The sequence below is a fragment of the Teredinibacter sp. KSP-S5-2 genome, assembly GCF_032773895.1.
In the GTDB taxonomy this organism is placed as follows: Bacteria; Pseudomonadota; Gammaproteobacteria; order Pseudomonadales; family Cellvibrionaceae.
In genome coordinates, this window is record NZ_CP120416.1 from 1,449,018 (window position 1) to 1,462,681 (window position 13,664).

The 13,664-nt window shown below is 42.5% G+C and carries 12 protein-coding genes; 3 read left to right on the forward strand and 9 right to left on the reverse strand.

The window, feature by feature from the left end; translation table 11 throughout:
* Window positions 1-21: 21 nt before the first annotated feature.
* The 9 genes from P5V12_RS06650 to P5V12_RS06690 all read right to left on the reverse strand — a co-directional run bounded on the left by P5V12_RS06650 (window position 22) and on the right by P5V12_RS06690 (window position 10,038).
* Entirely contained in the window at window positions 22-1,044 is a 1,023-nt protein-coding gene (locus P5V12_RS06650) for an AAA family ATPase (RefSeq protein ID WP_316956565.1), read from the reverse strand.
* Entirely contained in the window at window positions 1,041-3,725 is a 2,685-nt protein-coding gene (locus P5V12_RS06655; protein WP_316956566.1) for an AMP-binding protein, read from the reverse strand. The genes P5V12_RS06650 and P5V12_RS06655 overlap by 4 nt, the downstream gene beginning before the upstream one ends.
* Complete coding sequence (locus P5V12_RS06660) at window positions 3,722-4,549, reverse strand: hypothetical protein (RefSeq protein ID WP_316956567.1); 828 nt, start codon at window positions 4,547-4,549, stop codon at window positions 3,722-3,724. Before P5V12_RS06660 ends, P5V12_RS06655 begins: the two co-directional genes overlap by 4 nt.
* Window positions 4,546-5,313 carry a class I SAM-dependent methyltransferase gene (locus P5V12_RS06665; RefSeq protein ID WP_316956568.1) on the reverse strand — a complete coding sequence of 256 codons (768 nt, stop codon included), beginning with the start codon at window positions 5,311-5,313 and terminating at the stop codon, window positions 4,546-4,548. The genes P5V12_RS06660 and P5V12_RS06665 overlap by 4 nt, the downstream gene beginning before the upstream one ends.
* A 13-nt stretch (window positions 5,314-5,326) precedes the next feature.
* Window positions 5,327-7,213 carry an asparagine synthase (glutamine-hydrolyzing) gene (gene asnB, locus P5V12_RS06670; protein ID WP_316956569.1) on the reverse strand — a complete coding sequence of 629 codons (1,887 nt, stop codon included), beginning with the start codon at window positions 7,211-7,213 and terminating at the stop codon, window positions 5,327-5,329.
* Window positions 7,201-8,103 (reverse strand): zinc-dependent alcohol dehydrogenase, encoded by a 903-nt coding sequence (locus P5V12_RS06675; protein ID WP_316956570.1) that lies wholly within the window; start codon window positions 8,101-8,103, stop codon window positions 7,201-7,203. Before P5V12_RS06675 ends, asnB begins: the two co-directional genes overlap by 13 nt.
* 99 nt (window positions 8,104-8,202) lie before the next feature.
* The gene (locus tag P5V12_RS06680) at window positions 8,203-8,787 is read right to left on the reverse strand and encodes an NUDIX domain-containing protein (RefSeq protein ID WP_316956571.1); all 585 of its coding nucleotides are present in this window, start codon (window positions 8,785-8,787) and stop codon (window positions 8,203-8,205) included.
* On the reverse strand, window positions 8,780-9,484 hold the full coding sequence (locus P5V12_RS06685) for an NUDIX hydrolase (RefSeq protein ID WP_316956572.1): 705 nt from the start codon (window positions 9,482-9,484) through the stop codon (window positions 8,780-8,782). Before P5V12_RS06685 ends, P5V12_RS06680 begins: the two co-directional genes overlap by 8 nt.
* Window positions 9,485-9,489: 5 nt before the next feature.
* Window positions 9,490-10,038: a nicotinate-nicotinamide nucleotide adenylyltransferase gene (locus tag P5V12_RS06690; RefSeq protein ID WP_316956573.1), complete on the reverse strand. Its 549-nt coding sequence runs from the start codon at window positions 10,036-10,038 to the stop codon at window positions 9,490-9,492.
* Window positions 10,039-10,141: 103 nt separating this feature from the next.
* Here P5V12_RS06690 and P5V12_RS06695 point away from each other — a divergent pair, with 103 nt between their 5' ends.
* From P5V12_RS06695 to P5V12_RS06705, 3 genes are read left to right on the forward strand one after another with little or no spacing between them, the layout of a single operon-like run.
* Complete coding sequence (locus P5V12_RS06695; RefSeq protein ID WP_316956574.1) at window positions 10,142-10,780, forward strand: nicotinamidase; 639 nt, start codon at window positions 10,142-10,144, stop codon at window positions 10,778-10,780.
* A 17-nt stretch (window positions 10,781-10,797) separates the two neighbouring features.
* Window positions 10,798-11,988 carry a nicotinate phosphoribosyltransferase gene (pncB, locus tag P5V12_RS06700; RefSeq protein ID WP_316956575.1) on the forward strand — a complete coding sequence of 397 codons (1,191 nt, stop codon included), beginning with the start codon at window positions 10,798-10,800 and terminating at the stop codon, window positions 11,986-11,988.
* Entirely contained in the window at window positions 11,988-13,646 is a 1,659-nt protein-coding gene (locus P5V12_RS06705) for an NAD+ synthase (protein WP_316956576.1), read from the forward strand. Before pncB ends, P5V12_RS06705 begins: the two co-directional genes overlap by 1 nt.
* Window positions 13,647-13,664: the final 18 nt, after the last annotated feature.

A 13,664-nucleotide genomic window follows, 5' to 3' on the forward strand; every position in this document is an offset into this window, starting at 1 on the left:
TTGGTAAGCTGAAGACGTTACCTAGATAGCGTTATCTATTACATCTAAACAAGCATCTAGAGCAAGCTTCTGTCTAGCCTGACCTTGGCCAAAAACTTCAATAACGGTGCTCGATTTCTCCTTAGATAATACTTCTTTTAAGCGGTTATAAAATTGATGGCTTTCCTTTGGTAAATATCGGATGCCGTCTTTAACCCAAGGAATATCAGGGTGGCAGAGTAAGTATAGGTCGTAGTTTGTTTCTTGGCAGAGTTTTACTAGCATGTTTGATGTTTTATTAAATAAAAACTCACCCCATACTTGGGAGGCTTTGACACCAGTATCAATTATATGAAACGGAGAGGGACTGGTATCGTGGCATTGTTCACTAACATTTTGTCCCAGTGCAATACGCTCAATATCTGAATGCTCTAAAGCGGTATTTCTGCTTTCTAAATAGGTGCGGGCATATTCAGAAGTGAGTTGGGCGCTACTGGGTTGCTTTTGATTAAGTTGCTCCGTGAGCCATTGGCTAAGAGTGGATTTTCCTGTGCTCTCCGGCCCGCACACACATATTCGTTTCTGATAATACTGTTTTACTGGCAAGCTAAGATATTGCCAATGTTTGTATGGGTTTTGTCTAATTTGAGTTCCAGATGTAGGGTAGCGCTCTCGATTCGGGTCAACAGGAATAAACTCAGCATCGAGGCATTTTGCGAGGGGGTTACCGTATGCCTCAGAGGCAAACACATAATCTAAAGGTTCAGATATTATTCTTTTTAAGCTGGATTCCCAAATAGCCCAGAACTCTGGAGTTTCACTTGGATCTTGGGGGTTTTGATCTTTTAGCTGTAGTATTTCAGCTTTGGGAAATAGCGACGTTAACCAGCTCGCCCGGAGAGCAACAGGTAACGTCTCCCTGGGCATTTCTTCAACTACTATGGTTAGCTGGTCGACATACCTGTAAGCAAATTCGATCAAATATTGATGACCCAGGTGGGGTGGATAAAACTTCCCTAGAACTAAACCATGAGATGATCCTGGTGTTTTTAGTTTTCTATTCATATTGTTTCTAAATACTGCACCAAATTGGTTGTTGTTACTGATGGGATGCCAATAGCCAATTTTCTTGCCCAAAGCTGTGCTTCAGAAGTATCTATTAGGGTGTTTGTCATTTTAAAAATGCGAAATGGACTATTGGGTGATTCATTCCAAATAGGTCGACTCTGCTCTTTTTGAGTTTTCCAGAGTAAATCACAAGCTCTTTTTACTTTTTTTGCCGTTACCGGAGTGGGATGACAAATATGGTAAATCCCCGACTCCATGTGGTTGCTAACACCGAACATCATTTCTGCTGCGTACTTGAGCGGTGTAAAATCCAAGCTGAAGTAATCTGGTACGGAGGATAAATCAGGAAGCTTTTTTAATTGAGTTTCAATCCAGTCAATGCTTGTTGAAGGCCTAGTATTCTCTGTCTGTGATATGAGTAGGCCAAAGCGGAAAATATTTGCGTAAGGCACTTGCTGAACAAGCTGTTCAGCTAACCATTTGCTCTGGCAGTAGCCTCCGGTATAGATGCCAGTTTTTAGTTGGTTGCTCTCATCCACATTTTTTGTTCGCCAGTCAGAATCAACGACTAAAGCTAGCGTAGAGGCATAGTGAACTCGCTTTTTTTGCCCTTGCTCTAAAAGTTGAAGTAAATGGAATGTACCACAAACATTTGTTTCTTCTAACTCATGACATTTTTTTATTAAGCTGGTATCCGCCGCACAGTGGTATATATCGCTCACGTTACTACATAGCTCTTTCCATTGTATTGGGGTAAGACCAAGTTTGGGTTGTCGAATGTCGCCATCGAGACAAGTTAGGTTGTCAGTATCCAGGGGGAACTCTAAACCCTCATTTAATCGCGCTGATCCCCCGCGTACCAGGCAATAAGTTCTCCTTCCTGTTGAGGTAATGTGTTTTAAAAGCTCTTTACCTAGTTTGCCATTTGCACCTGTAATAAAGATAGCATCTTGGGTGGCGCTTTCTTCCAGATTGCAGTGTAATGGATACTGTTTAAGTATTTTTTTTAGAGTCGGTGCGTCCAACTCCTCCACAGCGGAACCAGAGTCAATTTCGGTGAGAAGCTGTTCAAAGGGCTTTTCTTGTTGAAGTGTTTCTGGTGTGAAGTAAAGTCCTTGACTGCGAAGGCTGACAATAATTTCAAGCCATTGAATGGAATCTGGTGACTTGTCATGCAAACAGTGAGAGTAGGTAAATTCTGGCCAGCTAAGAATGTTTCGAATGGATGCTAATATCGTATGCTCGTGATTTTCAGAACCATTTTTCGAAGTATTAATTTGCTGGTGATGAAGGCGTTTTATGGCTACTGTATCTGGTTTATTGTGGGTATTCCTTGGAAGTGAATCAAGTATTAGCCAAATGGATGGTATCATCCAGTGTGGGAATAAACCTTTTAGCAAGGTAGTCATTTCCTCTTGCGTAAGTGAACCGCAAGTAGCTGCACAAATGCTGCCATTCATCTGATAGACATAGCATTCTGATATGCCCGTGTGTGCCGAAAGAACTTGCTCAACTTCTTCTGGGCAGACTAGTTTTCCTCTGAACTTAAATTGGCGATCAATACGGCCAATAAACTGGTAACCATATTCCAGTTTTCGCACTAAATCGCCGGTAAAGTAGGCTGGTGCGCTCTCATAATATTGAAAACGTTGTTGATTCCCGCTGGAGTTTATGTGGCCTTTTGCTACGCCCTTGCCATAAATAATAAGCTCTCCGATGTTGTTATCGATTTTTTTTGAATCGCTTTTCTTTAATGCATAATGAAGATGTGCTAAAGGTTTGCCTATGAGACCTGGAGTATTATCGGAGGCATTGAAATGAAACATGCTAGAGCAAATGGTGGTTTCAGTGGGGCCGTAGGCAATAATTACGCGTTTGAACTTCGCCCATGACTTTAACGCCAATAGGTCTGAAACCTCACCACCCACTAGAATGCAATTTAGACAATCCGGCGAGTCTTTGGGATTGAGTAAAGGAAGTAAGGGGGAGGGTAGGTCAATATAGTTAATACCTTGTTCGTTTACTATTCTAAAGATGTTTTCAGCTTGAAACGGCTCTTTTGCATAAAGCTCTGCCCCGGCTAAAAGCGAAACCCATACATCGGCAATCGATGCGTCAAAGCTAATGTGGTGCAGCCACAAACTCTTGGCTTGGGGTTCCAGCTTTACGGTGTGGATTTGTGCGGTTATGACATGCAATAGCCCAGAGAACGTAATTTCTACTCCTTTAGGTGAGCCACTGGAGCCAGAGGTGAATATTACATAGGCTGTTTGATTGGCTTCGCACAGGTTGAAGTAGGGGAAATAGTGAATTTCTTCGAAGACCGTTATTGGAGGTACTTGGGTTGCTTCCGCTTCTTTAATTACTTGGTGAGTGAAAATAAACTTACAGTTCGCGATAGCGAGCGTTTGTTTTTTCCGTTGCAGTGGCCAGTCTGGGGGTAGTGGTAAAAATACAGCACCCAGTAACCAGCATGCTATTTGAGCGATAACAAACTCATTAGACTTTTCCAGATGCAGTGCAACGATATCGCCAGGTTTTATACCAGCATTTTGCATTTGAATTGCGTTAGTGTGGGCTAGTTGCCATATCTCTGCATAGCTCAGTTTTGTATTATTAATATGTAACGCTGTGGCATTGGGTTGCCGCAGTACTTGCTGGTATAAGTGGGATATCATAGGCGAATATAGTCTTTTACTGCACAGCCCCGAGAGCGGTTGTCTGCATTTGGCGCACCTATGCCTTGTTGATGATCTCCGAGATGAACGAAACGGTAATCCACACTAAAACGAGTGAGGTCATTAGTTTGTTCTCGGGTTTTATGGAAATGTGCTCCAGAGAACAGCAGCTGCTCCCCGGTTTTTGCACCAAACTTAACTATCTCTTTAATTGGCACTGTTTCTGTGGCTTCTGGGTAGACTGCAGTTAACCCCGTGCTCTTTTTCTGCCATCCAATTTTTCTATCGCTACCATTCTCCCGCCATTGGTCAAAATCAAATACCTCGGAGTTATTGGGTACAGATTCTTTGTACCATTCTGGGTAGATTTCAAAAGTTTGTTCTTCCGTTTGATCATGGAGAGGAATCCAGCCAACAATTAGGCTTTGTCCGTGACTGTACCATGTGTCCCTATGGGGGTAATACACTGCTTTGGCTCTGGGGTTTAAGTGGCCATTGTGACGAATAGCTCTTAGCCGCAAGGGTTCATATGCGATTTCTCCTTCAGAATAACCCAGTTCTACTAATACATCAGTAAGAAGTAGGCGGTACTTTTTACCTTCATAAAGGTTTTTTCGAATCGTTTTCATGGCTTGGAAAAAATCGTCTTCATCCAGTTTTTTGTGCACTTGGGTCAGGTTGTCAAGGGCAAATATTTCTTGTAAAAAACTGTTCACTTCACGCACCAGGTTGATTGTTTTTGGGCTTGGGGAGAGTTTGTATAACTTACCTTGATAGAGTTGATCCCGCCATGTTTTGGGATCGTTTGGTAGTGATGAAATCATGGCTTTTCTCCCATAACAATACAGCGTGGACTGTCGAGATTAAGTGGGGCGCCACTTAGGTCGCCAAATAGCTGAATGTTTATAAATCCCACTTTGGAGAGTAGCGTGATCAATTGAGCTGGTGAGTATAATTTTACTTCGCTTTGACGTGTAATAGGTGCTTGTCCTTCAATTGAGTAATTCCAATCTTTCAGGAGTACGTCTCTTTTAAAGTCAATCGAGCTTATTCGCTCTAATGTTATTGTCTTACCATTTTTGATGATGGAATTTACCATGCTTGGTTGAAAGTGCCGGTGTAGTCCTGGTACGTTCATAAAGTCAATAACAAAACGCCCTCCTGGTTTTAAGCTCGTATACGCTCGTTGTAGCATTCTACTATTGGTAGCATCATCTTCAGCATAGCCAAAGCTTGTCCACCAGTTTATAGCAATATCTACGGGTATTTCGGTAGAGAACTGCATGGCGTCTGCACAAAATAGATCTGCTTTTACTTCGTGCTTCTTTAGCTTTTTTTCTGCTAGTACAATGTACTCTGGTATTAGGTCTACACCTATGACATTGTGTTTTTTTGCGAGTAAGGCTGTTAGGCGACCGGTACCGCAGCACTGGTCAAACACGCTATCTCCCGCTTTCATTTTTGCGTAATTCTCTAAAAATAGTAGCGTGTTTTCCGCGTCTTCCGTAGACGCATTCTCCATTAGGATGTCTGCAAGATTTTGGTCGTAAAGTGTTTTCCACCAGGGGGGCTCTATATATGATGTCATGAGATAATATGGATTAGTCTATGTGGTTTAGCGAAAAATGTTTATTGAGAGCACTAAAAGATAAGAGCGTCATTAGTACTGGATCCATAGTCTTTTGGACTTCAGGGGTGGCGTGTCTCCATTGTTGCAACCATTGCTGAGTTTTTTCTGGGCAGAATACAGGGTTGTACCGGAATGTTTGCGTGGAAAGTTGGTCAAAAATCTTTTCCATTAAGTTGGTTGAAATTCCTCCCGATATCGGAGGTGCAATAAACGGGTGCTTCTCTCTATTGACAATATTATGTGGCAACTTGTTCTTTAAACACTCTCTAAGTGCTTTTTTTGTCGTTTTTCTATCTAGCTTCTGTTGAGTGTCTAGCTTGATGCCTAGCTCAAATACCGTATGGTCTAGGAAAGGGAGCCTGCCTTCTATAGAAAATGCCATTTCCATCCCGTCGCCTAACGTTTTTAATATGTAATTGCTTAACACCATTTCTGTCCATAGCTTATTTGATTTTTGAACGGGAGTGAGTAAAGGAGAGCTTGTCGGACTGTCTAGCTTGTTGAGTAATTCTTGCTTGGCTTTTGCCTGTTGAAACAGTTGGTTAAACTCTTCTTTGAATAAAGGTGGAAATTGTTGACAGAATTGAAACTTGGCAGCTAAAAAACTGGGAATAAACACAGAATCATTTTTTTTGTTAGTGCTCAGCATAAGTCCTTTCTGCAGCTGATGTACTTGACCGATATGTGTTAGCGCTTGTTGTTGTGCCTCGCCTGTAAGTTCTGAGTTTGCATAATCCTGTAATAAATGTGCGTACCCCATAAAGGCTTCGTCTGCACCTTCTCCTGATAAAATAACTTGGTGGCCATTTTTAGCGATAGCTTTATTTAGCAAGAATTTACCAACATATTGTCCGTTGCTCGCTAGTCCTTCACAAAAGTACGCGGCTTTATCAATATGCTCAATAAGATCACTGCGGGATACATTAACTTTATGATGAGTATATCCCATTGCGCTTGTATAGCTCTTTGCCTGAGGATATTCATCAAATCTACTTTCATCAAAAGAAACGCTGTAGCAAACTGCTGGTCTGTTCAAATACTTGGAGGCTAAGGCAACCGTAGCACTGGAATCCAGGCCACCGCTTAAACTAAATACACACTGTTTGTTTTGGGAAAGGCGAATACGAATAGCTTCATTCAGGCACTCTAGAATTTCGTCCGGAGTAACAATAGGTGATTGACCTGATTGGGAGAAGGTCATCTCCCAATAGCGAGTGACTCTAGCCGTTCCGTTACTTAGCTTTAGCATATGAGCCGGAGGAAGCTGCTGTAGGCCACCAAATAGACTTTCAGCCGGGGATAGGTATTGATAGCTTAAGCATTGAGCAAGCCCTGGTAAGCTCCAGCTTGCATTAAACCCGGCAGCAAATAGACTTTTTGCTTCTGAGCCAAAATACCAGCGACCTTTTTGTTGGCCGTAGACTAAAGGCTTTATTCCGAATCGGTCACGCACAACCAGCAGTTCTTGCTTAAGTGTGTCCCACAGTAGGATAACAAACTCACCCCTTAAATGTAGAACAAAGTCTTCACCGTATTTCAGGTAGAGTGCTAGCGCGATTTCACTGTCGCTTTGTGTTTGAAAAGTGTAACCCTGTTGCAATAGTTGTTGATGGAGTTCTCTATGTGGATAGAGCTCTCCGTTCACTGCAATGGTGTATCGACCACACACACTGGTAATAGGTTGTTTATCACCTTCGGCGCTCTCAATGGCTAAACGGCTGTGACAAAGTAATGCACCAGGCTCCGCATAGTAGTGTTCATCGTCCGGTCCACGGTGTTGCATACTATGGAAAATAGACGGCAAAATACTTAGGTCAATAGGCCTGTTTTGATCAATAAGCGCAACTAATCCGCACATAGGTTAAGGAATGCTTTTTTGTTGTCATCCGCAGAAAATGCACACTTAAACTGTGCCAGCGGGTAATGGTTGCCAATAAATTGAGTCATGTCTTCCTGATACGCCTGAATGAAATCCAGAGCTTGGGAAAAGGGGGCGTAGTTAACACCTCTTATGGTTATTCTTTTCTGTACCACAGTGGAATAAGGAATACTCAATTTAGAGGGTGCTCTACTTTTGACAATAATCTGGCCTCCGGTTTTTAAACTTTCAACTGGAAGAGACTCTGTGGGCGATATAACAATTAGGAAGTCAATATTTTCTGTTTCTGATTGTTCCAGTATTTGAATACCTTGGGTAGATAGAATAAATGCACAAAGCTTTGCGATTCTTCCGTGCCCTAGAACTACAACTTTGTCTTTTGGTCGGATATTACAGTTCAAAATCGACAGCATGGCTGCAACAGGTTCTGCATAGGCTGCTATGGAAGGCGCCAAGTTTGCTGGCACGCGGTAGCATTGATTGCGATGAACCTTGCAATACTTTGCAAATGCACCGGGCTGGCTAACCCCTAATAGTTGAGTGTTACCACAAAGGTGCGGGAGTTGTTTATGACAGTCACTACATGTACCACAGGGAATGATTGGGTTGACTGCGACAGTCTCGTTGATAGTTAGGGGGCAATTTGCTCCTTTTGCTACAACACGGCCGCTAAATTCATGACCAAATGCTTGTCCTGCTACATTGGGAAGTTTGCCTTGGGCTACGAGTAGATCTGTGAGGCAGATACCTGCCAACTCAACCTGAACGATGACTTCATCCGGGTGTTCAATTTGTGGAGTTGGAATTTGGGTCAGCTCAGGGCCGTGTTTTTTTACGATTAACCCTGGCATTGTTTTGTCTAACTTCATTTTAACTCTATAAAGAATCAGTTTTTGTTGAACTTTAACTAATATTGTGGTGGTGCACTAATTGGCATAGTTTAAATAATCATAGTTCTTATCACAGCTTTAGAAAGCATGAGAGCTAACTTTTGAGAGTAACCAGTATCCAGCTGTAACCAAAGAAGCAGTATTAAATTCGTTATTTGTTACTTTGTTCAAGAAATCCTGAGTTCCCATTTTTACAACGCGAATATCTTCATTTTCTGAGTCCAATCCGTGCACGCCTTCAATTGTCGAGGCATCCACATGTGCGTAATAAATCGTTGTGGTTTCTGTACTTCCTCCAGCAGAATTGAAATAGCTGGTAATCAGTTCAAGGTTTTCTATTTGAGCGCCACATTCTTCTTCTGCTTCACGAATGGCAACGTCTTCCGGTAACTCTCCTGGCTCAACTATGCCTGCTACCAACTCTATCAGCCATGGGTTTTCCGAATGAATGGCACCAATACGGAACTGCTCTATAAGGACTATTTGGTCTAGCTGCGGATCATGAAGCAGTACAGCAACGGCATGCCCGCGTTCGAGTACTTCTCGGGTATATGCTTGTGATAAGCCTCCTTGAAAGAGGCTGTGTTGGATTGTGTGACTAATGAGTTTAAAGAACCCGTTATACGTCGTGTTGCTTTCCAGTATTGTGAATTTTTTATCCATTACTAGGTGCTACTCCTTTAATTATCCCAGGGAAAATATATGCGCCACCACGGTTTATTTTTCTATATAAAGGGGAGGGGCGATTTCTTCCCGCTTCTCTTTCGCCGGTATCTTCGAAAATTCCAGCGGAATCCATGCGTTTGGCAAAACTTTGTCGGGTAATGCTTATGCCAAGTATTTTCTCATAGGCTTCTTTGAGCATTGGGTAGGTAAAAGTCTCCGGCATAAAGTTAACGGGTAAATCAGTGTAGAGTGATTTGTCTCTTAATCTATTGAAGGCATCTTTAATTATCTGTTCATGCCAAAAGGCCATCTCGCATTTTGTGCCAACATCAGAAATGGGTTTCCAGCGAATAATTTCACTGCCTTCCATATTGTTAATATCAAACTCACCTTCGTGCGCTAATGCTAAATACGCAGTGGTTACAGACCATCCTCTCGGGTCCATGGAGTCAGAGCCGTAAGTGGAAAGTTGCTCAAAGAAAATATTCTCGATACCTGTTTTTCTTTTTAACTTAGCCAATAGGGCGGAGTCCAGGTCTGGGCAGTTGTCTTTATCTACTCGACCTCCGGGCAATGCCCACAAACCTTTTTCAGGTTCGGAGCTTCGCTTAACTAGAAGGACACAGAGCTCACCTTTGTGAAAAGTAAAAATTACGGGGTCGACGCTATATAAAACCCAATCAATCTTATTCATTGCTTTTATATTTGCTCTATATATGTATTGGTTAGTTGAGTAATCACAAACTCACAACATTCTTCATTACTGGGGGCGCTTCCTTTGTCCAACTTTTCCCTGATCATCGTGCTTCGTACTTTAATGCGTTCTTCAGCTGCCCAAATATTCCACCTGGTTAGAATTTCATCTGCGTTATAAAACCGTTTCCATGTGCTGGGGGAGGCATTATCTGGGCCGACTACGAAGGTAAGGTTTTGGGTGTTATATACCTTTTCCAGCTCACTGAGTACGTCAAAAGTATACACTGGTCTATCTTCTGGGTGAGTATCTGCGATGTCATGCTCAATACGTGAGACTAGAGTATTTTCATTCAACCCCATCTCGGCAACCATACCTTTAACCAATCCCACTCGAAACTCAAAGGGCATCATCTTCTTACCAAAAGCATGATTGTAGCTAGGGACGAGAACAAGCTTATCTGTATGTTCCAGTATTTGATGGATTACGTCTTCATGCCCTCTATGAGGCGGGTTAAAGGCTGAACCAAATACTGCAATTTGGTCTTTTTTCATAAAAATATCTCTTAAGGGGGTTTACATCGCAATGTATGGTTGCTATCTTAGCAATTAAAGGTTGCGAAGTAAAGAGAGAAATCGAGAGTAAGGAGAAGTAAACATGAAAGTGAACAAGGCCAAAACTGCCAGTTTTGATATTGATCCCCAGAATGGCTTTACCCCAGTGTGCCCAGACGAATTACCCGTTGAGGGCGGGCATCAAATCGCACCCTTCCTGAACGCGCAAGCAGAGTTTGCTCGAATTCGAGTGGTATCCCAGGATGCTCACACCCCACACTCTATATGGAAGACGGATGATGAAAACCCAAGTTTTAGTCCTGTTGATGGGCAGAACGTTGATATACGCTGGAATATGCACTGTGTGCCAGGTACCAAAGGCTTTGAGCTAATCGATGGACTTCCCAAGCCAACAGATTACGACTTTATTGTATATAAAGGGGTTGCCCCAGATATGCATCCTTACGGAGCGTGTTACCACGACCTTGGAGATACTCTGTCCACCGGCGTGATTGAATACCTTAAGCAGAATGAGATAGAGACAGTGATATGTGGTGGTTTGGCAACGGATTACTGCGTAAAGCTGACAGTGCTGCAACTGTTAAAGGCGGGGTTTGAGGTGGTGGTAAACCTTGAAGCTTGCCGGGGAATTGCAGAAGAAACAATTACTCAAGCGTTGAATGAAATGGCCACCCAGGGCGCGATACTTATTCAAAGTGCGACAGAACTTACAAATAATTAATTACAGGAAGCGGTTCAATGAGAGATGAAGGAAAGCCAATTTTTACGAGTTTACTGGATACCGACAAATACAAATTCAGTATGCAGCAAGTGAACTTTCACCAGTATCCAGGTGCAATGGCAAAGTACAGGTTCAAATGCCGTAACAAGGATATTGACCTTAGACCTTTGATTCCTGCTATTCGAGAGCAGTTGGCAATGGTTGCTGAACTTCGCTTTACAGACAGCGAGCTGCGTTACCTTAGCCAGGAACCTCATTTGACGTCGGATTACATTGATTTTCTAAGCGATTTCAGTGTAGATGCAAGCCAGATTTTTGTACGTGAAGCAAATGGTGGGATAGATATATTTGCCGAAGGGCCAATGTTGAAAACCAGCCCTTGGGAGTTGTATGTACTGCCAATTGTTAATGAACTTTGGTTCCGTCATTCTATACCAGAGCCTGATTATGATGAAGGGCGTCGTCGTCTAGCCAATAAAATTAAGTTCATAAAAGAGCAGGGTAAGCTTGAAGGGTTTAACTTTACTGATTTTGGAACGCGCCGACGATTCAGTAAAGAATGGCAGGCTGAAGTTCTGCGTACAATTCGCTTGGAGCTGCCCGAATATTTTGTTGGTACCTCTAACTATTATTTTGCCAGAGAGCATGGGCTAAAACCCATTGGCACTATGGCCCATGAATATTTACAAGCATGGCAAGCACTTGCTCACCCGCTAGATGCTCAAAAAGCAGCACTGAATGCCTGGGCACAAGAATTTAGGGGGAGTTTGGGAGATGCACTAACCGATGTGATTGGTATGGATAGCTTCTGCAATGTATTGGATTTGTATTTTGCCAAGCAATTTGATGGTTTCAGGCATGACTCTGGTGACCCCGCTATTTGGTGCAACAAACTGATTAATCGCTTAACGGAGCTAGGTTTAGACCCAAGAACTAAACGGGCTATTTGGAGCGATGGTTTGGACTTTGAGAAAATGGTTGAACTATATCGTCAATTTAACCCATGTATTCAAACAGGTTTTGGTATAGGAACAAACCTTACTAACGACCTCGGATATAAAGCACTGAATATTGTGATGAAAGTGGTGGAAGTGAACGGCAGACCTGTTGCCAAGCTTTCTGATAGCGCCGGTAAAACCATGTGTGAAAACCCGGATTATGTGGCCTGGTTAGCAGGAGCATATGGAAGGAAAGAGGAATTTGTGTAATGAAAATAGTAACAGCACAACTAAACTATACCATTGGTGATTTTCAGGGTAATACCGAAAAGATCTTGGATGTAATTAAGAATAAAGGGAATGATGCTGACCTTATCGTTTTCTCTGAGCTATGTGTAACCGGTTACTACCCAAAAGACTTGCTTCAAAGAAAAGGGTTTATAGAGAAACAAAACCGAGCGGTAGCGAAAATTAGAGAAGCAACAAAAAATATTCACGCTGCGGTGGTGATAGGTACTGTTCAAGAAAACCCATTTAATGGAAAGGCGTTTTTAAACGCATTGGAGTTTATTGAGAATGGAGAGACTCGCTTTAATTACCACAAACAACTTTTGCCAACTTATGGTGTATTTGATGAGGCAAGACATTTTGAACCGGGCAATTTGCCTGCAACCTTTCTGTGGAAGGGGAGGCGTTTAGGTTTTTTGATCTGCGAAGATGCCTGGGAAGATGGAGAGCGGCCATTATACAAGCGTGATCCGGTTAAGTTGTTGGAAAAAAGCCAGCTTGATTTGATCGTTAGCATTAATGCTTCTCCTTACAGTATATATAAACGCACTACTCGACATGGGTTGGTTAAAACTATTGCGACTAGGTGTAATGCACCTGTGGTGTATGTCAATCAAGTGGGGGCAATTGATGAGCTTGTATTCGATGGTAACTCGCTTGTGTATTCAGAAAAAGCAGAATGCCTTTTTGATGGCGTGCTGTTTAAGGAAGAGGTTGCTGAAGTAAACCTTGCTCAAGAGCAGCCAGTTGTAATAGAAGCGCTGAATGATATGGAAATTATTACCAACCAACTGGTTACCGGCTTGAAGGATTATTGCGATAAGTCTGGATTTGAAAAAGTCGTAATAGGTTCAAGTGGTGGCATAGACAGTGCGGTAACCATAGCCATTGCTGCTCTGGCAATGGGGTCGCAGAATGTTATTGCCGTGACTATGCCATCCAAATATAGTTCTGCCGGTTCCGTTGATGACTCTGTTGCCCTGTGTGATGCGCTTGAAGTTGAGTTAATTAATGCGCCTATTAAGGCAACTTTTGATACGGAAGTTCAGGCTTATACTGAGGCGTTTGGTAGTCCGCCAAGTGGCTTGGCACAAGAAAACCTACAGGCGAGAATTCGTGGCCAGCGTCTAATGACCTATTCAAACACAACAGGAGCGATGGTCGTTTCTACAGGGAACAAAACGGAAATGTCTGTTGGCTACTGTACCTTGTATGGTGATATGGCTGGAGGTGTTTCCTTGCTTGCAGACTTATACAAGCTCCAGGTATACGCCTTGGCAAAATACTTAAATAACGAAGTGTTTAAAAAGGAAGTCATTCCGCAAATAATTATTGATAAGGAACCGTCTGCAGAGCTAGCACCGGATCAGAAAGACAGTGATGCTTTGCCTCCTTATGACCAGTTAGATGCGTTTTTACATTTGCTGCTTGAGCATGATTTGTTAGAGCCAGAAGAGATAGAAAAACACAGTAAAACTGCAAGTATGATGAGAGAGGAAGATAAAGCGAAAGTCAAAAGGCTATTAGATAGAAACGAATATAAACGACGTCAGGCTGCGCCAGTTATTCGTATCAATCGCCGTTCTTTCGGCGCAGATAGGCAAATACCATTGACTGCAAAAGTGACCGAAGTTCAATAAAAGTGAAAAGGAGAAAGA